This window comes from Streptomyces sp. NPDC102258 (genome assembly GCF_055584685.1).
Genome location: NZ_JBVJLO010000008.1, coordinates 1 through 22,933, shown reverse-complemented (window position 1 = coordinate 22,933; position 22,933 = coordinate 1). Strand labels below are relative to the sequence as shown.

Annotated in this window: 16 protein-coding genes; 8 read left to right on the top strand and 8 right to left on the bottom strand. The window is 74.9% G+C overall.

Going from position 1 to position 22,933, the window contains the following annotated elements; all coding sequences use genetic code 11:
- Window positions 1-3 precede the first annotated feature (3 nt).
- Window positions 4-4,743, top strand: a complete 4,740-nt coding sequence (locus ACZ6ZT_RS15395; protein WP_469719663.1) for a hypothetical protein — start codon at window positions 4-6, stop codon at window positions 4,741-4,743.
- 43 nt (window positions 4,744-4,786) lie between these two features.
- On the opposite strand, the gene ACZ6ZT_RS15390 is transcribed toward ACZ6ZT_RS15395, so the two are convergent.
- Complete coding sequence (locus ACZ6ZT_RS15390; RefSeq protein ID WP_469719662.1) at window positions 4,787-5,119, bottom strand: hypothetical protein; 333 nt, start codon at window positions 5,117-5,119, stop codon at window positions 4,787-4,789.
- A gap of 357 nt (window positions 5,120-5,476) precedes the next feature.
- Between ACZ6ZT_RS15390 and ACZ6ZT_RS15385 the strand changes: the two genes are divergently transcribed.
- From ACZ6ZT_RS15385 to ACZ6ZT_RS15370, 4 genes are read left to right on the top strand one after another with little or no spacing between them, the layout of a single operon-like run.
- A complete protein-coding gene (locus ACZ6ZT_RS15385; RefSeq protein WP_469719661.1) occupies window positions 5,477-8,422 on the top strand; it encodes a sensor histidine kinase in 2,946 nt (981 codons plus the stop codon).
- Window positions 8,419-8,856, top strand: a complete 438-nt coding sequence (locus ACZ6ZT_RS15380) for a roadblock/LC7 domain-containing protein (protein ID WP_266789920.1) — start codon at window positions 8,419-8,421, stop codon at window positions 8,854-8,856. Before ACZ6ZT_RS15385 ends, ACZ6ZT_RS15380 begins: the two co-directional genes overlap by 4 nt.
- A 10-nt stretch (window positions 8,857-8,866) precedes the next feature.
- Entirely contained in the window at window positions 8,867-9,364 is a 498-nt protein-coding gene (locus ACZ6ZT_RS15375; RefSeq protein WP_469719660.1) for a DUF742 domain-containing protein, read from the top strand.
- Window positions 9,345-9,965 carry a GTP-binding protein gene (locus ACZ6ZT_RS15370; RefSeq protein ID WP_469719659.1) on the top strand — a complete coding sequence of 207 codons (621 nt, stop codon included), beginning with the start codon at window positions 9,345-9,347 and terminating at the stop codon, window positions 9,963-9,965. The genes ACZ6ZT_RS15375 and ACZ6ZT_RS15370 overlap by 20 nt, the downstream gene beginning before the upstream one ends.
- Before the next feature lie 230 nt (window positions 9,966-10,195).
- Here the strand turns inward: ACZ6ZT_RS15370 and ACZ6ZT_RS15365 are convergent, their stop codons facing one another.
- The 3 genes from ACZ6ZT_RS15365 to ACZ6ZT_RS15355 form a co-directional block, all read right to left on the bottom strand.
- The gene (locus ACZ6ZT_RS15365) at window positions 10,196-11,395 is read right to left on the bottom strand and encodes a lipid-transfer protein (RefSeq protein WP_469719658.1); all 1,200 of its coding nucleotides are present in this window, start codon (window positions 11,393-11,395) and stop codon (window positions 10,196-10,198) included.
- Window positions 11,392-11,826 (bottom strand): Zn-ribbon domain-containing OB-fold protein, encoded by a 435-nt coding sequence (locus ACZ6ZT_RS15360; protein WP_469719905.1) that lies wholly within the window; start codon window positions 11,824-11,826, stop codon window positions 11,392-11,394. Before ACZ6ZT_RS15360 ends, ACZ6ZT_RS15365 begins: the two co-directional genes overlap by 4 nt.
- 195 nt (window positions 11,827-12,021) lie before the next feature.
- On the bottom strand, window positions 12,022-12,738 hold the full coding sequence (locus ACZ6ZT_RS15355) for a M15 family metallopeptidase (RefSeq protein ID WP_469719657.1): 717 nt from the start codon (window positions 12,736-12,738) through the stop codon (window positions 12,022-12,024).
- A 23-nt stretch (window positions 12,739-12,761) separates the two neighbouring features.
- Here ACZ6ZT_RS15355 and ACZ6ZT_RS15350 point away from each other — a divergent pair, with 23 nt between their 5' ends.
- On the top strand, window positions 12,762-13,271 hold the full coding sequence (locus ACZ6ZT_RS15350; RefSeq protein ID WP_469719656.1) for an NUDIX domain-containing protein: 510 nt from the start codon (window positions 12,762-12,764) through the stop codon (window positions 13,269-13,271).
- Between the two features lie 281 nt (window positions 13,272-13,552).
- Here the strand turns inward: ACZ6ZT_RS15350 and ACZ6ZT_RS15345 are convergent, their stop codons facing one another.
- Both ACZ6ZT_RS15345 and ACZ6ZT_RS15340 read right to left on the bottom strand, forming a co-directional pair.
- Window positions 13,553-14,065 (bottom strand): hypothetical protein, encoded by a 513-nt coding sequence (locus tag ACZ6ZT_RS15345; protein WP_469719655.1) that lies wholly within the window; start codon window positions 14,063-14,065, stop codon window positions 13,553-13,555.
- A 286-nt stretch (window positions 14,066-14,351) separates the two neighbouring features.
- The gene (locus tag ACZ6ZT_RS15340; protein WP_469719654.1) at window positions 14,352-16,751 is read right to left on the bottom strand and encodes a glycoside hydrolase family 31 protein; all 2,400 of its coding nucleotides are present in this window, start codon (window positions 16,749-16,751) and stop codon (window positions 14,352-14,354) included.
- Window positions 16,752-16,962: 211 nt separating this feature from the next.
- Between ACZ6ZT_RS15340 and ACZ6ZT_RS15335 the strand changes: the two genes are divergently transcribed.
- Together ACZ6ZT_RS15335 and ACZ6ZT_RS15330 are read left to right on the top strand one after the other, a co-directional pair.
- Window positions 16,963-18,939 carry an acetoacetate--CoA ligase gene (locus ACZ6ZT_RS15335; protein ID WP_469719653.1) on the top strand — a complete coding sequence of 659 codons (1,977 nt, stop codon included), beginning with the start codon at window positions 16,963-16,965 and terminating at the stop codon, window positions 18,937-18,939.
- Window positions 18,940-18,996: 57 nt separating this feature from the next.
- Window positions 18,997-19,974 (top strand): hypothetical protein, encoded by a 978-nt coding sequence (locus tag ACZ6ZT_RS15330; protein ID WP_469719652.1) that lies wholly within the window; start codon window positions 18,997-18,999, stop codon window positions 19,972-19,974.
- An 85-nt stretch (window positions 19,975-20,059) separates the two neighbouring features.
- Here the strand turns inward: ACZ6ZT_RS15330 and ptsP are convergent, their stop codons facing one another.
- Entirely contained in the window at window positions 20,060-21,730 is a 1,671-nt protein-coding gene (gene ptsP / locus ACZ6ZT_RS15325) for a phosphoenolpyruvate--protein phosphotransferase (protein WP_469719651.1), read from the bottom strand.
- Between the two features lie 74 nt (window positions 21,731-21,804).
- The gene (locus tag ACZ6ZT_RS15320; protein WP_469719650.1) at window positions 21,805-22,254 is read right to left on the bottom strand and encodes a PTS sugar transporter subunit IIA; all 450 of its coding nucleotides are present in this window, start codon (window positions 22,252-22,254) and stop codon (window positions 21,805-21,807) included.
- Between the last annotated feature and the right edge of the window lie 679 nt (window positions 22,255-22,933).

Genomic DNA, 22,933 nt, shown 5'->3' with positions numbered 1-22,933 from the left:
GCCATGTACGAGCTGTCCCGGATCCGCCTCTACTCCATCGGGCCCGCCGGCGCACGCTACGCCGACACCGTGCTCGACCTGCGCGGAGTGGGCGAGCCGGTGCCCCACCCGGCGCCCGCCCAGGCGGAGTTCTTCGAGGACGAGCCCACCGGGCCGCCCCGGCGCCCCGCACCGGCGGGCGTGCTCTTCCTGGAGAACGGCGGCGGCAAGTCCGTCCTGCTCAAGCTGATCTTCTCGGTGATGCTCCCGGGCCACCGCAACACCCTCGGCGGCGCCAGCTCCGGCGTGCTGCGCAAGTTCCTGCTCGCCGACGACTGCGGCCACGTCGCCCTGGAATGGCAGCACACCCAGACCGGCGAGTGCGTCGTCGTCGGCAAGGTCAGCGAATGGCGCGGTCGGCAGGTCTCCAACGACCCCCGCAAGTTCGCCGAGGCCTGGTACTCCTTCCGCCCCGGCCCGGGCCTGAGCCTGGACAGCCTCCCCGTCGCCGAGGCCACCTCCGTACGCCCGCCCGTCGAAGGCGCCTCCGGCGCCCAGGGCCGCCGCCGCACCATGAAGGGCTTCCGCGACGCCCTCACCGAGGCCGGCAAGGCCTACCCGCACCTGGAGGTGGTCTGGGAGGAGATCCACGACCGCTGGAACGAACACCTCACCGAACTCGGCCTCGACCCCGAACTCTTCCGCTACCAGCGCGAGATGAACGCCGACGAGGGCGAGGCCGCCGGCCTCTTCGCGGTCAAGAAGGACTCCGACTTCACCGATCTGCTGCTGCGCGCCGTCACCGACACCCGCGACACCGACGGCCTCGCCGACCTGGTCCACGGCTTCGGCAACAAGCTGGGCCGCCGCGCCGAGCTGATGGCCGAACGCGACTTCACCGCGGGCTCCGTGGACCTCCTCACCCGCATCGTGGAGGCCGCCGGGACCCGCTCCCGGCTGCGCGACGTCCACGCGGGCGCCGAACGCCGCACCCGCACCCTCGCCCGGCGCCTGTCCGCGCGCGCCGCCGAGGAACGCGGTCGCGCCGCCGACCTCGCCCAGCGGGTCACCGGTGCCGCCCACGAGGTCACCGCCGCCGAGGCGCAGCGCACCCGCAGCGCCGCCGTCTCCGCCGAACTCGCCTACCGGCACGCCTCGCTTGCCCTGACCGTCGCCGACAAGGCCGCCGCCGCGCAGCGCCGCGAACTCCTCGAAGCGCGCACCCTGCACTCCGCCTGGCAGGCCGCCGAGACCGTACTGCGCCACCGGGCCGCCGCCGACCGCTCCGCCCGGGTCGCCGCCGCCATCCGGGAGGCCGAGCGGGACGCCGCCCCGGCCCTCGCCGCGCGCGCGAGCGCCGCCGGCGAGCTGGTACGGGCCCTGCACACCGCCGCCGAGCACGGCGAACGCCTCGCCAACGAGGAGGAGGAGCGTTCCGCCGGCCTCCAGGACATCGGCGAGAGCGCCCACCGCGACGCCACCGCCGCCGCGACCGCCGCCCAGCGCGCCCGCAGCGAGGCCGAACACCTGCGGGCCCGCCTCGCCGAGGTCGAGCAGGAGACCGCCGAGGCCGTCACGGCGGGCTGGCTCGACGACACCGCCCCCGACGCCGACCCCGCCCGCGCCGCGCTGGCCGCCAGCGACGCCGAGAAGGCCGCCGTCGCCGCCTGGGACGAGGCCCGCGAGGCCGCCCGGGCCGCCGCCGACACCGCCCGCGAGGCCGCCGCCGCCGAATCCCGCGCCGAACTCACCGCCGCCCGCGCCGCCGACGCCGCGGACGCCGCGGAAGCCGCCCACGCCGCCGAGGAGCGGGCGGCCGCCGCCCTGGCCGCCGCCCCGCGCCTCGCCGAGCTGCTGGGCCTCCCGTCGGCCCCCGACACCTTCCTGCCGCGTCCGCGCGCGGGGACCCAGCCCCAGCCGGACACCGGCGCGCCGGGCGCGCCCGGCGGGCAGCCGGACCCCTCCCGCGCCGCCGCCCAGGGCTCCGGCCAGGCCACCGACCGGCCCGGCGCGGCCCCCGCCGCCACCGCGGCCCCCGGCACCCTCACCGTCGCCGACCTCGACCGGGGCTCCGACGAACTGCTGCGGCTGCTGGCCGACACCGTCGGCTCCGCCGAACGCCAGCTCTTCGAGCTGCGCACCGCCGCCGCCGACGACGCCCGCATCCTCGGCGCCCTCGGCGACGGCGGCCTGCTGCCGCCCGGCCCCGACGTGCTGGCCACCGTCGAGTACCTCGGTGAGCACGGCATCCCGGCCCTGCCCGGCTGGCGCTACCTCGCCCAGTCCGTGGACCCCGCCGACCACGCCGCGGTCCTCGCCGCCCGCCCCGAACTCGTCGACGGCGTCGTCATCACCGACCCCGACACCCACCAGCGGGCCCGCGAGGTGCTCTCCGCCGCCGCGCTGCTGCCCCGCTCCACCGTCGCGGTCGGCACCGCCGCCGCGCTGCTGGCCCCCGTACCGCCGGCCGGGGACGACGCATCCGGCGGCGGCGGTATCTTCATCGTTCCGCCGAACCCGGCCATGCACGACGAGCACGCCGCCGACGAGGAGCGCCAGGCGCTGCGCGCCCGGGCCACCGCCCGCGACACCGAGATCCGCGAGCTGGCCGCCCGGCTCTCCGGTGACCGCGAACTCGCCGCCCGCCTCGCCTCCTGGCGCACCGGCTGCCCGCCCGGCCGGCTCGCCGAGCTCGCGGAGCACGCCGCCGCCGCCCGGTCGTTCGCCGAGGAGGCCGACGCCGAGCTGGCGGAGGCCCGTACCGTACGCGCCGAGGCCGACGAGGCCGCCGCCGACGCCACCCGGGTCCGCGACGAGCGCCAGGACACCGCCCAGCGCGCCCGCCGCACCGCCGACCTGCTCTCCGGCCTCGCCCACCGGCTGCGCGAGCGCTCCGGCTGGCAGGCCCGGGTCCGCGAACTCGCCGAGGAGGCCGCCGAGTCCGAGGCCCGCGCCGAAGCCTGCCTGGACCGGGCCCGCGCCGCCGACGAGGACCGCCGCGCCGCCCAGCGGGCCGCCGACGACGCCCGCCGCACCGCCCGCGCCCTGCGCGCCGAACGCGCCGAGATCGCCGGCGCCCCCGACCGGCTCCCCGACGAGGACGCCCCGCGCGCCCCGCTGCCGGACCTCCGCGAGGCCTACCGCGCCGCCTCCCGCCTCTACGAGAAGGTCGGCGTCGGCGCCGACCTGCGGGCCGAACAGGCCCGCGCCGAAAGCGACGAGAGCGCCGCCCTCGCCGAACTCGACCGCCTCACCAACAAGGTCCGCACCCGCGCCGCCCAGCTCCTCGAAGGCACCGACGGCGCCGACGGCCCCTCCCGCCAGGCCGCCGCCGCCCGCGCCGAGGCCCTCGTACAGATGCTGGAATCCCGGGCGTCCACCGCCAGCGAACAGCTCGGCCGGCTGCGCGGCGAGGCCGAACGGCACGCCCCCGCCGAGGGCGACGCCCACACCGAGCTGCCCGAGGAACTGGTCCCCGCCGACGTCGAACAGGCCCAGGGCCTGCTGCGCACCGCCACCGCACAGCTCGCCGCGCACTCCGCCGCCGTGGAGTCCGCCCGGGCCGCCCACGGCGACCTGCTGCGCGCCCACCGCACCGCCGAGGACGGCGCCGGCGGCTTCGAGGAGACCGCCGCCCTCCTGCGGGACCTGCTGCGCGACCACAGCCACCCGGAGGACGAGCAGGAGCCGGTGGCCCACCCGGGCAGCCTTGAGGAGGCCCGCCGGTCCGCCACCGAGGCCCGCCGCTCCCTGCGCGCCTGCGCGGCCGACCTCTCGGCCGCCGAGTCCGCCGTACGGGAGGCGAGCGACGTCCTCGTCCGGCACGCCAACGCCACCCGCTACGAGCAGGTACGCACCCCCGCGCGCCAGCAGATCCGCGAACTGCCCGCCTCCGCGCTGCCCGAGCACGCCGCCGCCTGGGCCACCGCGTTCGCGCCCCGGCTGCGCGTCCTGACCGACGAGCTCGCCCAGTTGGAGCGCAACCGCGACAGCATCGTGGACCGGCTGCGCGGACTCGTCGAATCCGCCCTGGCCACCCTGCGCTCCGCGCAGCGCCTGTCCCAGCTGCCCGAAGGCCTGGGGGAGTGGTCGGGGCAGGAGTTCCTGCGGATCCGCTTCGAGGAGCCCGACCAGGCCACCCTCACCGAGCGGCTCGGCGAGGTCATCGACGAGGCCACCCGCGCGGCCGTGAAGAAGAACAGCGCCGCCTCCTTCGGCGAGGGCCGCCGCGACGGCATGTCCCTGCTGCTGCGGGGCGTCCAGGCGGCGCTGGAGCCCAAGGGCATCTCGGTGGAGATCCTGAAGCCGGACGCGGTGCTGCGCGCCGAGCGGGTGCCGGTCGGGCAGATGGGCGACGTCTTCTCCGGCGGGCAGCTGCTCACCGCCGCCATCGCGCTCTACTGCACGATGGCGGCACTGCGCAGCAACGACCGCGGGCGCGACAAGCACCGCCACGCGGGCACCCTGTTCCTGGACAACCCGATCGGCCGCGCGAACGCCACCTACCTGCTGGAGCTCCAGCGGGCCGTCTCGGACGCCCTCGGCGTGCAGCTGCTGTACACGACGGGCCTGTTCGACACCACGGCGCTCGCCGAGTTCCCGCTGGTCATCCGGCTGCGCAACGACGCCGACCTGAGGGCGGGCCTGAAGTACATCAGCGTCGAGGAACACCTGCGGCCGGGGCTGCCCCAGCCGCAGCGTTCGCCGGAGGGGGAGACCATCCACGGGGAGATCACGGCGACCCGGATGTTCCGCCGCTCCTGACCGCTCGCCGCCGGCGGCCCACCGGTCACCGACGCGGCGGCCGTCACCACGGCCGCCGCCCCGGGCCGGCCGTGCTGCTGGGTTCGGACAGGACCCCGTACCGCTGGTTCCACATCTGCCGGGTGATCCACACGTCCAGCACCGCCCAGGTGGCCACCACCGTCCCGGCTATGCCGATGAACACCATCGGGACGGCCAGCCAGGAGCCGGTGACCGCGAGGAAGAAGGTGACGGTGGCCTCCGTCAGGGTCACCGCCACCACCAGCAGCGCCCGCACCGCCGAGGCCCGTACGGGGTCCGGCATGCGGTACCGGCGGGCCGGCTCCTCCACCCACAGGCCCCGTCCGGCCGCGCCGCCCTCTTCGTACATCCTCATGGTCCGCTCACTTCCCGCCGCGCGGCCCGCCATGCCCGCCCGTGCCCTCGTCCTGTCAGACGCGCGGGGGGCCTCGGAGATTCCCGCATCGCGGACACCGCGAAGATCGCGGAACGAAGAATTCCAGCCATCCATTCAAATGCCGGTACGCATACCTCACCGTGTGCCATCTGCCGCGTATCGGGCGGGACGTGACCGGAACTATCGGACAACTCGTGATCTTCGTCGGGGAGTCCGGCCGAAAACGTCCGGACACGCCTTCGAAGCCGCTCCACGGCAGTAGTAGGCTCACGCCGTTTAAATGACGGAACACCGATCCCCGCCAAGGGGGTTGAGCTGGGGGAGGCTGGGGAGGCCATGCGCTTTCGCGGGAAGTCCATCCGCCGGAAGATCGTGGCGTTGCTCTTGGTGCCGCTCGTCTCCCTGACCGCCCTCTGGGGCTTCTCCACGGTCATCACCGGCCGGCAGGCGATCCAGTTGCTCGACGTCGCGTACGTCATCGACAAGGTCGGCTACCCGATCGAGGACGTCGTCCGCGTCATCCAGAAGGAACGCCGCCAGACCCTGGTCGTCATCGGCGACCCGCGCTCCGCCGCCGCGACCGCCGAACTCACCAAGAGCCGCACCGCCACCGACACCGTGGTCCGCGAGATCAGCGCGAACGCCGTAGACCCCGAGGTCGTCGACGAGCTCAGCCCCCAGGCCCGGAGCCGGCTGAACTCCATCCTCGAAGCCTTCCGCGGCATCACGGCGCTGCGCCGCTCCGTCGACGGCGGCTCCCTCGACCCGGGCCAGGCCCTGGAGCTCTACAGCCGGCTCGTGGACCCCTGCTACGAGTTCCTGATGAACCTCCACGCCCTGGAGAACGTGGAGATGGACAAGCAGGGCCGCGCCCTCGTCGGCATCACCCGCGCCCGCGAGTCCCTCTCCCGCGAGGACGCGGTCATCGCCGCCGGCCTCGCCGCCCGCAACATCGCCGCCCCGGACGTCCGGCACGTCTCCGACCTCGTCGCGGGCCGCGTCCTGCTGTACGAGTTCAACCTCGCGATCCTCCCGGCCGACGACCGCGAGCTCTTCGAGCAGTACTGGCAGGGCCCGGAGAGCAAGGCGCTGCGCGACGCGGAGGAACGGTTCATCGCCGCGGGTCCGGGCAAGAACCCGCGCGGCGTCACCGCCGCCCAGTGGGACGAGGCCGCCGGCAAGGTCCTCGACGACCTCGCCGCCATGGGCACCGCCGCCGGCGACCGCTACCAGAAGCGCGTCAAGCCGGTCGCGATGGGCGTCCTCGTCCAGGCCGCCGTCGCCGGCGTCCTCGGCTTCATCGCCCTCGCGGTCTCCCTCGTCCTGTCCGTCCGCATCGGCCGCGACCTCATCCGCGACCTCTCCCGCCTGCGCAAGGACGCCCACGAGGCCTCCGGCGTCCGCCTGCCCGGCGTGATGCGCCGCCTCGCCGCCGGCGAGACCGTCGACGTGGAGACCGAGGCCCCCCGCCTCGAATTCGAGAAGGACGAGGTCGGCCAGGTCGCCCTGGCCCTCAACAGCCTCCAGCGCGCCGCCGTCGAGGCCGCCGTCAAACAGGCCGAACTGCGCCGCGGCGTCTCCGAGGTGTTCGTCAACCTCGCCCGCCGCAACCAGGTGCTCCTGCACCGCCAGCTGACCCTCCTCGACACCATGGAGCGGCGCACCGAGGACACCGAGGAACTCGCCGACCTCTTCCGCCTCGACCACATGACCACCCGCATGCGCCGCCACGCCGAAGGCCTGGTGATCCTCTCCGGCGCCGCGCCCTCCCGCCAGTGGCGCAAGCCCGTCCAGCTGATGGACGTCGTACGGGCCGCCGTCGCCGAGGTCGAGGACTACGAGCGCATCGAGGTGCGCCGGCTGCCGCGGCTGGGCATCGAGGGACCGGCCGTCGCCGACGTCACCCACCTCATCGCCGAACTGCTGGAGAACGCCACGGTGTTCTCGCCCCCGCACACCGCCGTCCAGGTCCACGGCGAACGCGTCGCGAACGGCTTCACCCTGGAGATCCACGACCGGGGCCTCGGCATGAACGCGGAGGCGCTCCTCGACGCGAACCTGCGGCTCGCGGAGACCCCCGAGTTCGAACTCTCCGACACCGACCGCCTCGGCCTGTTCGTGGTCAGCCGCCTCGCGCGCCGCCACGGCGTCAAGGTCGTCCTCCAGCCCAGCCCGTACGGGGGCACCACCGCGGTGGTCTTCCTCCCCGTCGAGCTCCTCACCGAGGCCCCCGACACCAACGGCACCGGCATCCGGCTGGACGGCCTCAAGGCCGCGAAGGGCGTCCGGGCCGCCAAGGGCGTACCCGGGCTCGTCGGCGCCCAGGGGGCCAAGGCCGTCAAGGTCGGCCCCGCCGTCGGCCCCGCCGGGCGCTCGGTGCCCGCCGCCCGCCCGCTGCCCATGGGCGTGCTGAACGGGCCGGTGGAGCCGGAGGTCCCGGCCGGTGCGCCCGGCCTGGACGGGCTGGCCGGCCTCGGCGACCCCGTCGGCCTCGACGAGGTCGCCACCGGCATCCCCGGCCTCTCCGGCGTCGGCGGCCGGCCGCCCATGGCCACCCTGGACGACGAGACCCCGCCCGGCGGCATCTCGCGCGACGCCCTGCTGGGCCTGCGCGCAGCGGACCGCCCGCACGGCGACCGGCACCCCGAGCAGGGCGGCTGGAAGGGCGACCGCATCGGCGACCGCAGCGCGGACCGCCACCGCGACTGGGAGCGGGGCCGCGAGGCCGCCGCCGAGGCCGAGGGCGGCCGTACGCGGACCCGCGCGGGCGAGCGCGAGCGCGGCCGGGAGCCGCTGGCCCCCACCGGCCCGGTCCGCGTCGAGCGCTCCCGCCCCGAGGCGGCCCGCGCGGAGGCCCCCCGCACCGGGGGCACCGTCCCGCTGCCCCGCCGGCGCCCCACCCCGACCCTGGTCGCGGAGCACGGCCGCCGCGTGGACCCCCGGCCCGCGCCGGGCGGTGAGCCCCGTACCGCCCCCGGGGACGCCGCGGAGCCCCGTAACGCGCCCGCGGCGCCCACGGCCGGACCCGGCGGGCTGCCCCGGCGCGTCCGGCAGGCCAACCTGGCGCCCCAGCTGATGAACGCCCCGGCCCCCGCCGAGGCGCAGACCCCCGACCGGCCGCTGACCGACCGCGACGCGGAGGACGTGCGCACCCGCATGTCCGCGCTCCAGCGGGGCTGGACGGCGGGCCGCGACGCACACGCACGGCAGCAGTCCGAGGCCGAGGCCGGCACCCCCGCCGCCGACGGTCCCGCGCACGAGAACGAAGGGGACGGTCGATGACCGCACCGCAGACCGGAAACGACACCCGGGGCCGCGGCTCCGGCCCGCTCAACTGGCTCCTGGACGAACTCGTCGACAAGGTGGCCAGCATCCGCAAGGCGGTGGTGCTCTCCGGCGACGGCCTGCCCACCGGCAGCTCCAAGGACCTGACCCGCGAGGACAGCGAGCACCTGGCGGCCGTGGCCTCCGGCTTCCACAGCCTGGCCAAGGGCGTGGGCCGGCACTTCGAGTCGGGCCGGGTCCGCCAGACGGTGGTGGAGCTGGACGAGGCGTTCCTGTTCGTCATGGCCGCCGGCGACGGCAGCTGCCTGGCCGTTCTGTCCGACGCCGACTCCGACGTCGGCCAGGTCGCGTACGAGATGACGCTGATGGTCAAGCGCGTCGGCGACCACCTGGCGACCGCCCCACGCACCGGGCTGCCAGCCGGAGGGTGAGACGGAAGGCATGAGCGATCCAGGCCAGGACCACCCCGCCGACACCCCAGGCATCCCCGGCACCCCAGGTATCCCACGCATCGCAGGTGTACCGGGCACCCCGGGAGCCCCGGGGGCCCTGCCCGAGGCCGGCCACCCGCACTGGTTCGACGACGAGGCGGGTCCCGTCGTACGCCCGTACGCCATGACCCGCGGCCGGACCAGCCACGCCGGCCAGCACCGGCTCGACCTGATCGCGCTCGTCGTCGCCGAACCGGCGGCCGACGATCCGGTCTGGGACCTGACCCTGTCCCCGGAGCACGCCCACATCCTCGGGCTGTGCCGGGAACGCCCCCAGTCCGTCGCGGAGCTCGCCGCGGAGCTGGACCTCGCCATCGGCGTCGTCCGGGTCCTGATCGGCGACCTCGTCGCCGACGAACTGGTCCACGTGACCCGGCCGGTACCCCCGGCCGAACTGCCCGATGAATCCATTCTGCGTGAGGTGATCGATGGCCTTCGGGCGCTCTAGCCGCACCGGCGCGATGCATGCCGTGTCGCCGGTCGAGCCGCTGACCCTGAAGATCCTGGTCGCGGGCGGCTTCGGGGTGGGCAAGACCACCCTGGTCAGCGCGGTGAGCGAGATCCGCCCGCTGCGGACGGAGGAACGGCTCTCCGAACCGGGGGCCGCCGTCGACGACACCGGGGGAGTGGAGGGCAAGCGCACCACCACCGTGGCCATGGACTTCGGCCGCATCACCCTGCGCGAGGACCTGGTGCTCTACCTGTTCGGCACGCCCGGACAGGACCGCTTCTGGTTCCTGTGGGACGAGCTGGCGCAGGGCTCCCTCGGCGCGGTGGTGCTGGCCGACACCCGCCGCCTCGCCGACTGCTTCGCCGCCATCGACTACTTCGAGCGGCGCGGCATCCCCTTCGTCGTCGCGGTCAACTGCTTCGACGGCGCCGACCGCCACCCGGTGGTCACCGTACGCGAGGCGCTCGACCTCGACCCGGAGGTGCCGGTCCTGCTCTGCGACGCCCGCGACCGCGAATCCGTCAAGGACGTGCTGGTCGGGGTGGTGGAACACGCCATGTCCCTGGCCCGCGCCCGCCGCAGCGGCCTCGGAGCCTGAACCGCCCCGCACGGAGGCGGCCCGTACCCCCGCCGACTGGGGTACGGGCCGCAGCTCTCATGGGGGGATCCGGGGTCCCGTCGCGGGCGGGACCGTGGGGAGAGTGTGAACCCGCCGCCCGGGGCCGTCAAGCATCCCGGCAACAGCGCCGGTTCACGGGCCTGCGCCCGGTCGGGCCCGGTGGTGTGTCCGGCGGACTCGTGGCGGCCGCCCCGGAGCGGCGGCTGCCCTCAGCGCACCGCCACGACGGCCGAGCCGTGACCGAACAGCCCCTGGTTCGCGGTGATCCCGGCCCGGGCCCCCGCCACCTGCCGCGCCCCGGCCGTACCCCGCAGCTGCCACGTCAGCTCGCACACCTGGGCGATCGCCTGCGCCGGTACCGCCTCCCCGAAGGAGGCCAGCCCGCCGCTCGGGTTCACCGGCACCCGGCCGCCCAGCGCGGTCGCCCCCTTCCGCAGGAGTGCGGCCCCCTCGCCCTCGGCGCACAGCCCGATGTCCTCGTACCACTCCAGTTCCAGGGCGGTCGACAGGTCGTACACCTCCGCCAGCGACAGGTCCTCGGGCCCCAGCCCCGCCTCCTCGTACGCGGCCCGTGCGATCGAGGCCCGGAAGGACCCGGCCGCCGGGGCGACCGCCGCCGTCGAGTCGGTCGCGATGTCCGGCAGGTCCAGCACGGTACGCGGATACGTGGGGGTCACCGTCGACACCGCCCGGATCCGCACCGGGTCCGCCGCCCCGCGCGCCCGCGCGAAGTCCATGCTGGCGAGCACCAGCGCCGCGCCCCCGTCGGAGGTCGCGCAGATGTCCAGCAGCCGCAGCGGATCGGCCACCACCGCCGAGGCCGCCACCTCCCCGGCGGTCACCGCCTTGCGGTAGCGGGCGTTCGGGTTGAGCGCCCCCGCCGCCGAGTTCTTCACCTTGACCCGCGCGAAGTCCTCACCGGTGTCCCCGTACAGGGCCATCCGGCGGCGGGCGTACAGCGCGAAGTACGCCGGGTTCGTCGCGCCCAGGATCCGGAAGCGCAGCCAGTCCGGATCGTCGGGCCGCTCACCCCCGGCCGGGGCGAAGAACCCCTTCGGCGCGGCGTCGGCCCCCACCACCAGCACCACGTCCGCCAGCCCCGCCAGGATCTGGGCCCGGGCCGCCCCGATGGCCTGCGCCCCCGACGCGCAGGCCGCGTACACGCTGGTCACCCGCGCGCCCTGCCAGCCGAGCGCCCGCGCGAAGGTGGCCCCGGCGACGTAACCCGGATAACCGGAGCGCACGGTGTCCGCCCCGACCACCGACTGGACGTCCGTCCACTCCAGTCCGGCGTCGGCCAGCGCCGCCCGGGCGGCGGCCCGCCCGTACTCGACGAAGCCGCGCCCCCACTTCCCCCACGGGTGCATGCCGGCCCCGAGCACGGCGACATCTGCGTCGCGCGCGCTCACCGCCCGTCTCCCACCGGCTGGAAATGCCAGGTCAGCCAGCTGGTGCCGGCCTCCTCGTACAACACCCCGGGGACCGCCTCGACCTCCATGCCGACCGCCAGGTCCGCCACCGTCACCCCGGGCGCCGCCTGCCCGAGCACGACCATCCCCTCCGCCTCCAGCTCCACCGCGACGAGCGTGTACGGCTCCCAGGGCACGGCCGGATCCGACACGTACGGGGCGGGCGGCCGGTAGCGGCCGTCGGTGTAGGACCAGACCCGGCCGCGCGGGGAGAGCGGCACCTCGGCCGGCTCACCGCCGCCGGGGCAGTGCGGATTGCGGCAGTACGCGTCCTCGCGCGGGAAGAACACCGCCGTACAGGCGGAACACCGGGTGCCGAGCAGGCGGAAGCCGCCCGCCGCGCCCGGCTCGGTGAACCACCCCTGGACCACGGGTGTGCGTGTGCGTTCCAAGACCCCTCCCGGACAGCGTGAATCGACGTCGGGCAGCAGGTACCTGACGAAGCGTCAGAAGTCTGCCACGGCGGGCGCCGGGGGTCACCGGTTCGCGCCGGGCCACTTCCGGCGGTCCGGTCCGGCTCCGCGTCCCGCCTATCCGGTGCGAGGAACGTCATACGGGCCCGCTCCTCACGGCCGCCCGGCCGCGACGGACACCGGAACGTCGAACTCCGCGTCGGGGAAGGGCTCCGGCCACAGCGTGAAGTGCCACCACTCCTCGGGCAGGTTGACGAACCCCTGTGCTCCGAGCGCGTCCAGCAACCGCCGCCGGTTCTCCCGCGCGGGCGCCGCGGTACCCGGGGCGTCCGTGTGCGAGGCCGGGCCGAAGAAGTCGAACGCCGTCCCCATGTCCAGCTCCCGCCGGGCGGGCAGCGCCACCAGCGTCACGTCGACCGTACTGCCCCGGCTGTGCGCCGACTTCGCGGCGATGTACCCCTCCGCGATCAGCCGGGACTTGTCCACCTCCGGGTAGTGCTCCGCCTTCGCCACCGGGTCGTCCGGCTCCCCGGCCCACCGCACGAACCGGTCCACCGCCCGCCGCGGCCGGTAGCAGTCGTACACCTTCAGCGCGTACCCGCCGCGCAGCAGCTCCCGCTGCGCCCGCCGCAGCGCCTCGGCCGCCGGCCGGGTGAGCAGGCACACGGGCTCCGCGTACCCGTCGACCACGGCCCGGGTGAAGTTCCGCGTCCCGGCGTAGCGCATGTCCTCGCCCACGCTCGGATCCACGTCCCGCAGCGCCGCGAAGCCCGGCAACCGCCGCCCGTCACCTCCCGGACGGCCCTGCGCGCCCGCCGGGGGCGGCAGCAGCCCGGCCAGTACCAACGCCCCGACCACCAGCATCCGCATGCCCCCCGGCATACCATCCCCGCATGCCGGCACAGCTGAAGGACTCGCACTGCTCCACCTGCGGAGCGCCGTTCGACACCGCCTCCTGGCCCCGTACGTGCGCCGGCTGCGGGGCCGTCGCCTACCGCAACCCGCTCCCCGTGGCGGTGGCCCTGCTCCCCGTCGAGGACGCCTGCGGCACCGGCCTGGCCGTCATCACCCGGACCATCGAACCCGCCCGCGGCGGCGTCGCCCTGCCCGGGGGGTTCATCGACTTCGGGGAGGACTGGCGGGAGGCCGTGGTCCGGGAACTGCGCGAGGAGACCGGCATCGAGGCCCCGGCCGAGGAGGTGGCGCTGGCCGACGTTCTCAGCTCCCCGGGCGGCCACCTGCTGGTCTTCGGCCTCCTCCGGCCCCGCCCGGCGGCCACCCTCCCGCCCCCGGCCCCGACCGAGGAAACGACGGGCTGGCACGTCCTGCACACCCCGGCGGAACTGGCCTTCCCCCTCCACACCCAGGCGGCCGCCACCTGGTTCGCGGGCCACTACACCTGACGGCCGGCCCCGGCGCCGACGGCGGCGTGGCCCGCGACGGCGGCCGGGAACGGCGACAGTCCCGCGCCCCTGCCGGGGCACGAGGCGACCACCCGCTCGCCGGGACCCGGCTCGGCGACCGCTTTCAAGGTGAACCCGTGCCGGACCGGAGCCGTCAGGACGTATACCGCGTCCGGCGCTGACCGGCCCGGCGGACGCCCCGCGTACCAGTCGGCCATCGCGCCCCAGGACCGCGTGGTCGCGACCCGGACGCCAGCGTTCCCGTGTCCGGACCGTGCCGACTACCCCGGCAGGCCCGGCAGCAGCGCCGCCAGCGCCCCGACGCCGATCACCGTCCCGGCGACGACTCCGCCCCGCGCCCAGAGCGCCCGCGCCGCCACCGGCCGCGCCCGCAGCCGCGCGCCCGCCAGCAGCGGCAGCACCGCGCACGCCACCGTCCACGCCCAGACCGGCCCGAAGCCCGGCAGGATCTGCGACCGGGTCCCGAGCCACCACTGCACGAGCAGCGCCGGTGGCGCCGACAGCGGAGCCACCAGTACCGCGAGCGCCACGGGCTCCGGCCAGGCGATCAGCCGGGCCGTCAGGCGGCCCAGCACCGCGAGCGGCTTGACCAGCAGCAGCCCGTGCAGGAAACCGGCCCCGACGGCGGCCACTCCGAGCAGCCCGAACTCCACCGGCGACCCGGCCGGAGCGCGCCCGGCCACCAGGAACAGCGCCCACACCGTGACCAGCTGCCAGGCCCCGACGACCTCCGCGCCCGGCGCCAGGTCCCATCGGCGCACTCCGCCGAGCACGCGTCGGTACGGTGCGTGCGGCCGCGCCGGGCTCGCCAAGACCATCACGGACCCCCTGTCAGATCAGTTCGACGGCACCCCACCGCCGCCCGGCAGGCTCCCGCCCCCACCTATGGCGCCGCTATAACGCCCCTTCAGCCATGCCTCCCGGTCTCACGGCCCCTTCAGCCCCCCCGGCCCCTTCAGGCATGCCCCCGATCCCACGGCCCCCTCAGCCCGCCCGGCTCCTCAGCCCGGCCCCCTCAGCCCCCCGACCCCCTCAGCGCCCACGGCCCTCCCGGCCGCCTCACACCCCCCGCACCCCCCGCACCTCCACCCCCCGCACCACCCCGCCCGCCTCGTCCTCCACCACCACCGCGTCCCCGGCCCACCGCACGGTGTACCGCTCGACCTCGCCCGACTCGAACCCCGGCCCGGGGTCCCGGATTACCACCCCGCCGCCGGTGCGGCCCCGCGCCGGGGCCCACGCCTCCAGGCCCACCGTCCCGTCCCCCCGCCGCACCGGCAGCACCGCCCCGGCCCGCGCCAGCACCGGCGTCCGCCCCGGCGGGGCGTCCAGCAGCACCTGCCCGGGCCCCTCGTGCGCCGCACCCGTCGCGGTGTCGTACCACCGCCCCCGCGGCAACCGCACCGCCCGCCGGTCCGCCCCGCACTCCAGCACCGGCGCCACCAGCAGCGCGTCCCCCAGCAGGAACGCGTCCTCGCAGTCCCGCAGCACCCGGTCCTCCGGCGCCCCCCACCACAGCGGCCGCACGTACGGCGCCCCCGTCCGCCGCGCCAGGTGGGCCAGCGTCACGAAGTACGGCCGCAGCCGCTCCCGCTCCGCCAGCACCTCCCGCGCCGCCACCTCCACCTCCGGCCCGAACTCCCACGGCTCGCGCCGCCCGGCCCACAGCGCCGAGTGCGTACGGAACAACGGCAGGTACGCCCCCAGCTGCAGCCACCGCAGGTACAGCTCCGGCGCCGGCGACCCGCCGAAGCCCCCCACGTCCGGCCCGGAGTACGGCACTCCGCACAGCCCGAGCCCCAACACCAGTGCCAGCGACGCCCGCAGCCCCTCCCACCCCGACTCCACGTCCCCGGACCACGTGCCCCCGTACCGCTGCATCCCCGCCCACCCCGACCGGGAGAACAGGAACGGCCGCTCGGCGGGCCGCAGCCGCGTCAGCCCCTCCCAGCCGGCCCGCGCCATCGCGAGCGCGTACACGTTGTGCGCGGCCCGGTGGTCCCCGCCCGCCCCCTCCAGCACGTGCCGCGCCGACCTCGGCAGCGTCGCATCCCCCCACGGCGCGAGCGACACCGGCTCGTTCATGTCGTGCCAGAACCCGGCGAAGCCCTGCGCGAGCCGCTCCCCGTACAGCCCGCCCCACCACTCCCGCACCGCCGGATCCGTGAAGTCCGGATACGCGCACTCACCCGGCCAGACCTCCCCCCGCACCTCCCGCCCCCGCGCGTCCCGTACGAACGCCCCCCGTTCCCCGACCGCCAGCCCCGCGGCGTGCACCGCGTCCCCCGCCTTCACCGCCGGGTCCACGATCGACACCAGCCGCACCCCGCCCGCCGCCAGCTCCGCCGCCAGCCCCGGAAGGTCCGGGAACGCCTCCCGGTCCACCGTGAACACCCGGTGCGCGTCGTAGTGGTCGATGTCCAGGTGTACGGAGGCCAGCGCCATCCCCCGCTCCGCGTACCCGGCCACCACCCGCCGGACCTCGGCCGCGCTCCCGAACCCCCAGCGCGCGTGCTGGTAGCCCAGCGCCCACTCCGGCGGCACCGCGGCCGCCCCCGTAAGCCCCGCCCACCCCTGGAGCACCCGCGCCGGCGTCCCCACCAGCACCCAGCACCGCGGCGGACCGCCCTCCATGCGCAGCTCGCTCGACCCCGGCCGGTCCGCCCCCGAACCGGCGCCCTCCTCGCCACCGCGCAGCACCACCCGGCCGTCCCAGGGGTTGTCGTAGAACGCCAGGTGGGTCCCGGCGTCCGCGACCACCAGCTGCACCGGCATCGTGATGTACAGCGGATCGGTCCCCGGCCCGAACCCGCCCTTCGGGTCGGTGTTCCACAGCCGGTACTCCCCGTCCCGCAGCCGCGGCCCCCGCGCCCGCCCGCCCAGCCCGAAGAACCGCGCGTCGGCCCCCACTTCGGCCCGCTGCAACCACCGCGCCCCGCCCCCCGGGCCACCGGACTCCCGCGCGGCGCCTTCCCCTGCGGAGCCCCCGGCATCCGCCACCGGATCCCACCACCGCGGCGGCAGCTCCCGCCGCAGCACCGCGCCGCCCGGCGTGCGCACCTCCACCGCCCCGTGCCGGGACACCGCCACCATGACCCGCTCCGACACCACCCGCCAGCCGCCGCCGGTGTCCGGCTCCAGCACCGCCCTCGGGTCCGGCTCCGGGCCGCTCCCCACCACCGCGTACGAGGGCGTCGGCTCCGCCCCGTCCCAGCCCCAGAACACCGCCCCGCCCACGGTCACCCGTACCAGCAGCTCCGAGCGCGCGAAACGCAGCACGCCCCCGCCCGGCCGGGCCTCGGTCCCCGTCAGCAGTCCCGGCACCCGCGCCCGCTGCGCACCCCGGCGCGGCAGCGCCCGCGCGTCCGCCCGCCGGTGGCGCCAGGCCGAGCGCCACGCGCGCCGCCCCCGCGCCGTACCGAGCTCTTTCACCGCACGCACCAGATCACGACCGTCCATGCCGCTCACCCTGCCACCGGCCCGCCGGCCGGCGGGGTGCGTTCAACTGCCGTTCACCCGGAAAACGATCACACCCGACCACCCGGGACAGCTCTGGTGCGGATGTCGATCACATGGCATGGTCCGTGTGAGCCGCCGCGCACACACCCGCGCACCGGTGGCACCGTACGCACACGAAGCGCGAGCCGCAGACTTGACCGGGAGCCGACCCATGACCTCAGCCACCCCGCCGGAACCCCTCTGGTCCCCGAGCCCGGACCGGATCGCGGCGGCCCGCGTCACCGCCTTCCAGGCCTGGGCCGCGCAGCGCTTCGGCGCCCCCGCCGAGGGCGGCTACCCGGCCCTGCACCGCTGGTCCGTCGACGCGCTGGACACCTTCTGGCAGGCCGTCGCCGAGTGGTTCGACGTACGCTTCACCACCCCCTACGAGACGGTCCTCGCCGACCGCTCGATGCCCGGCGCCCGCTGGTTCACCGGATCCACCCTGAACTACGCCGAGCACGCCCTGCGCGCCTCCGAGGACCCGGCCCGCGCCGACGACCCCGCCCTGCTCCACGTCGACGAGACCCACGAGCCCACCCCCGTCACCTGGGCCACCCTCCGCCGCCAGGTCGGCTCCCTCGCCGCCGAACTGCGCGCCCTCGGCGTCCGCCCCGGCGACCGCGTCAGCGGCTACCTCCCCAACATCCCCGAAGCGGTCGTCGCGCTCCTCGCCACCGCCGCCGTCGGCGGCGTCTGGACCTCCTGCGCCCCCGACTTCGGCGCCCGCAGCGTTCTCGACCGCTTCCAGCAGGTCGAGCCCGTCGTCCTGTTCACCATCGACGGCTATCGCTACGGCGGCAAGGAACACGACCGCCGCGAGACCGTCGCCGAGCTGCGCGCCGACCTCCCCTCGCTGCGCGCCGTCGTCCACATCCCGCTCCTCGGCACCCCCGCCCCCGAGGGCACCCTCGCCTGGGCGGAGCTGACCGCCGCCGACACCGAGCCCGTCTTCGAACCGGTCCCCTTCGACCACCCGCTCTGGATCCTCTACTCCTCCGGCACCACCGGCGCCCCCAAGGCGATCGTGCAGTCCCAGGGCGGCATCCTCCTCGAACACCTCAAGCAGCTCGGCCTGCACTGCGACCTCGGCCCCGGCGACCGGTTCTTCTGGTACACCTCCACCGGCTGGATGATGTGGAACTTCCTCGTCTCCGGCCTGCTCACCGGCACCACCGTCGTCCTCTACGACGGCAGCCCCGGCCACCCCGACACCGCCGCCCAGTGGCGGATCGCCGAGCGCACCCGCGCCACCCTCTACGGCACCTCCGCCGCCTACGTCATGGCCTGCCGCAAGGCCGGGGTCCACCCCGCCCGCGACTTCGACCTCTCCGCCGTGAAGTGCGTGGCCACCACCGGCTCGCCGCTCCCGCCCGACGGCTTCCGCTGGCTGCACGACGAGGTCGCCGACGACCTCTGGATCGCCTCCGTCAGCGGCGGCACCGACGTCTGCAGCTGCTTCGCCGGTGCCGTCCCCACCCTCCCCGTACACATCGGCGAACTCCAGGCCGCCTCCCTCGGTACGGACCTCCAGGCATGGGACCCCGCGGGCAAGCCCCTCATCGGCGAGGTCGGCGAGCTCGTCGTCACCAACCCGATGCCCTCCATGCCGATCCACTTCTGGAACGACCCCGACGGCAGCCGCTACCGCGACAGCTACTTCGAGATGTTCCCCGGCGTCTGGCGCCACGGGGACTGGATCACGATCACCGACCACGGCTCGGTCGTCATCCACGGCCGTTCCGACTCCACCCTCAACCGGCAGGGCGTCCGGATGGGCTCCGCCGACATCTACGAGGCCGTCGAACGGCTCCCCGAGATCAAGGAGTCCCTCGTCATCGGCCTGGAGGAGCCGGACGGCGGCTACTGGATGCCGCTCTTCGTCCACCTCGCCCCCGGCGCCGTCCTCGACGAGGCCCTGCGCAAGAAGATCGCGGCCACCATCCGCGAGCAGCTCTCGCCGCGCCACGTCCCCGACGAGGTGATCGAGGTTCCGGCCGTCCCGCACACCCTGACCGGCAAGCGCATCGAGGTCCCCGTCAAGCGCCTCCTCCAGGGCACCCCGCCGGCCAAGGCCGTGAACCCGGGCTCGGTGGACAACCCGGGCCTCCTCGCCTTCTACGAGGAGCTCGCCCGCACCCGGAGGTGACTGTCAGTGCCCGTGGCTACGCTGAGTGAGCAGGCTTCGCATCACTCAGGGGGAACCATGAAGGGCACGCCGCACCACACCACCCGAACCACCGGCACCACCGGCTCCAGCCGCACCGCCTCCCGCCGCCGCCGCGAACTGCGCCGCGAGGTCCCCAGCACCGTCGGCGTCCTCGCCGACCCCGGGGACTTCGCGGCCATGCGCGGCTACCGCAGCTTCGCCTCCCTCCACCGGGACGCGTACGAGGACTACCTCGACCGCGTCGAGGACCTCCTGCGCTCCCTCGCGGCCCAGGACATCCACACCACCGTCGCCCTCTTCGACCCCGAGGAGTACGCCGACTACTGCACCGAACACGGCCTCGACCCGGACAGCGCCCGCACCCGTACCCGCTTCACCGCCGAACTCGCCGGCCGGGCCGGGCGCCTCCCCTACACCGGCCAGCCCATCGAGGAACTCGTACCCCTCCTCGTCGACGCCTCCGTCCGGCAGGCGACCTGGGAGTACGCGACCGCGCTCCTCGGCGGCGCCGGCAGCTGCGCCGACTGCGGCGACGACATCGGCCGGGCCTCCTTCGAACGGGCCGTCGCCATCGTGCGCCGCCTCGTCGCGGGCGCCGGCCCGGGCCACCACCACCTCGTCTGCAGCGTCCCGGCCGAGCACGAACAGCTCCTCGCCGTGCTGCACGCCGAAGGACCCGCCGTCCCCTCCGACCCCGCCGATCTCACCGGCCCCGAAGGACCCGCCGGGCCACTGCTGACCGAGAGCCGCGACGCCCTGGAGTTCGTGACCGTCCTCGCCGGCGGCCTCGCCCTCGGCGGAGCCGGGGGACTGGTCCTGCGCAGCACCACCGAGGGCTTCCGCGACCGGGTCCACGGCTGGCGCCTCGACCGCGGCCGCCTGGTCCCCCTCACCGCCGCGGCCGTCTTCGACGCCTACTGCACGGACGCCGACACCGGCGACCCCGTCGCCCCCGAACCGGGCGTCGAATACTGCCCCGGCTTCGAAGTCGACCTCCCGGACCCCCACCACTAGAACCCCCAGCCACCAGCCCCTCCGGACACGGCCGAGGGGCCCCCGCCACCGGCGAAGGCCCCTCGATCGCACACACCCCGTACGGCTACTCGCCGGACAGCACCGCCTGGGCGGCCACCCGGGCCTCCTCCGCACTGTCCGCGGCGCGCGCCGCCGCGGCCGCGCGCTCGCACTGCGCGAGCGTGTGCTTGGCGAGCGTCGCCCGCACGTACGGAATCGAAGCGGCACCCATCGACAGGGAGGTGACACCCAGACCCGTCAGCACACAGGCCAGCAGCGGATCCGAAGCGGCCTCACCACAGACACCGCAGCTCTTGCCCTCCGCCTTGGCGGCCTCGGCCGACATGGCGATCAGGTCGAGCAGCGCCGGCTGCCACGGGTCCTGGAGCCGCGACACCGCACCCACCTGACGGTCGGCGGCGAAGGCGTACTGCGCGAGGTCGTTCGTACCCAGCGACAGGAACTCGACCTCCTGCAGGATCGAGCGCGCCCGCAGCGCGGCGGACGGAATCTCCACCATCGCGCCGAACTTCGCCCGCAGCCCCGCCTCGCGGCAGGCGTCCGCGAACGCCTTCGCGTCCGCCCGGTCGGCCACCATCGGGGCCATGACCTCCAGGTACACCGGCAGCCCCTCGGCGGCCTTGGCCAGCGCCGTCAGCTGCGTACGCAGCACCTCCGGGTGGTCCAGCAGCGTACGCAGACCCCGCACGCCCAGCGCCGGGTTCGGCTCGTCGCCCGGCGTCAGGAAGTCCAGCGGCTTGTCCGCGCCCGCGTCCAGCACACGTACGACCACACGGCCCTCGGGGAAGGCTTCGAGCACCTTGCGGTAGGACTCGATCTGCTTCTCCTCGGACGGCGCCTTCTTGCTGTCGTCCAGGAACAGGAACTCGGTGCGGAACAGACCCACACCCTCGGCCCCCGCCTCCACGGCCGCCGGCACGTCCGCCGGACCGCCGACGTTCGCCAGCAGCGGCACCTTGTGACCGTCCGAGGTCGCGCCCGGACCGGAGGAGGCGGCCAGCGCCGCCTTCCGCTCGGCGGCGGCGGCCTCCAGCTCGGCCCGCTTCTCCGCGCTCGGCTCCAGGAACAGGTCGCCGGTGCTGCCGTCGACCGCGATGACCGTGCCCTCGGCGATCTCACCGGCACCGGGCAGCGCCACGATCGCCGGTACGCCCAGCGCCCGCGCCAGGATGGCGCTGTGGCTGGTCGGCCCGCCCTCCTCGGTCACGAAACCGAGCACCAGCGCCGGGTCGAGCAGCGCCGTGTCGGCCGGAGCCAGGTCCCGCGCGATCAGCACGTACGGCTCGTCGCTGTCCGGCACGCCCGGCATCGGCACGCCCAGCAGCCGCGCCACGATGCGGTTGCGCACGTCGTCCAGGTCGGCGACCCGCCCGGCCATGTACTCGCCGGCTCCCGCGAGCAGGTCGCGGTAGGAGGCGAACGCGTCGTACACGCCCCGCTCGGCGGTGCTGCCCACGGCGATCCGCCGGTCCACGTCCGCGATCAGCTCGGGGTCCGTGGCGATCATCGCCTGGGCCTCCAGCACGTGCTGGGCCTCGCCGCCGGCCAGCTGGCCGCGCGCGATCAGATCGGCCGACACGGCTTCCACGGCCTGACGGGCGCGCCCCTGCTCGCGCTCCGCCTCATCCGCGGTGATCTGCTTCGCCGGCGGTTCGAGGACCGCCGTGCCCATGTGCCGAACCTCGCCGATCGCCACCCCGTGGCTCACGCCGACGCCTCGCAGCGTTGTCTCCATTTCACCCGTCTCCGATTGGGCGGCGGTCTCTTCCGCCGCGGTGGATGTCCGACTCGCCCGTGCGGGCGGAGGCGTCACTGCCAGCTGAAGAGCGCGTCGCCGGCCTTCAGGTCCCCGGACTCGACGACGCCGGAGAGGGAGTCGGGGGTCGCTTCGAGCGCCACGACGGGGCAGATGGGGGACTTGCCGGCGGCTTCGACCGCGGCCGGGTTCCAGCGGATGACGGCCTGACCGCGGGTCACGGTGTCGCCCTTGTTCACCAGCAGCTCGAAGCCTTCACCGTTGAGCTGGACCGTGTCGATCCCGAGGTGCGTGAGCACACCGTGACCCTCACCGTCCACTACCACGTACGCGTGCGGGTGCAGGGAGACGACCACGCCGTCGACGGGGGACACCGCCTCCGAGGCCTCCCGCACGGGGTCGATGGCGGTACCCGGACCCACCATCGCGCCGGAGAAGACCGGGTCGGGCACTGCCGCGAGCCCAATGGCCTGCCCGGCAAGAGGGGACGTCACGCTGGTCATGGGGGCCTCCCAGGGGGTGGGGCTTTTCGTGTCGCCGTCACTGCCTGTTGCGGACGGCGTACTCTTCAGAAGGATAAGTCACGGGTTGTTCGGGTTCGCCCGATGTGGGTCCCGATCCGGACTGGCCCTTCGGCACGGAGACTAGTGGACTAGACCGGTGGACTAGACCATACGCCTCATCCGATTTGCCTGAGCACCACAGGGCCTGTACTGTCGTGACTCCCGCCAGGACGAGTCGTGTGAACTTCTCACGAACATCCCATGGACGGGAATCCTCCCTCACAGTGCAGATCTTGATCTTGGCCTCTTCGTGCGCATTTTCGGATGCGAGGAAGAGTGGTCCGGGAGACGGAAATCCACTGGTAGGGTTTGGATCGCCGGAAAGGGAAAGCGCGAAAGCGCAGAACCTCGAAAGCGCCGAGGAAATCGGACACGAAAGAGTCTGATAGAGTCGGAAACGCAGGAAAGAACAGAACGAAAGCCCGGAGGAAAGCCCGCGAGGGTGAGTACAAAGGAAGCGTCCGTTCCTTGAGAACTCAACAGCGTGCCAAAAATCAACGCCAGAAGTTGATACCCCGTCCACTCCGGTGGATGAGGTTCCTTTGAAAAAGACCTGTCTTCGGACAGGCAATTACACAGCGAGGACGTTGTGGCGCGTCGGTCTTATTCCGACATGACG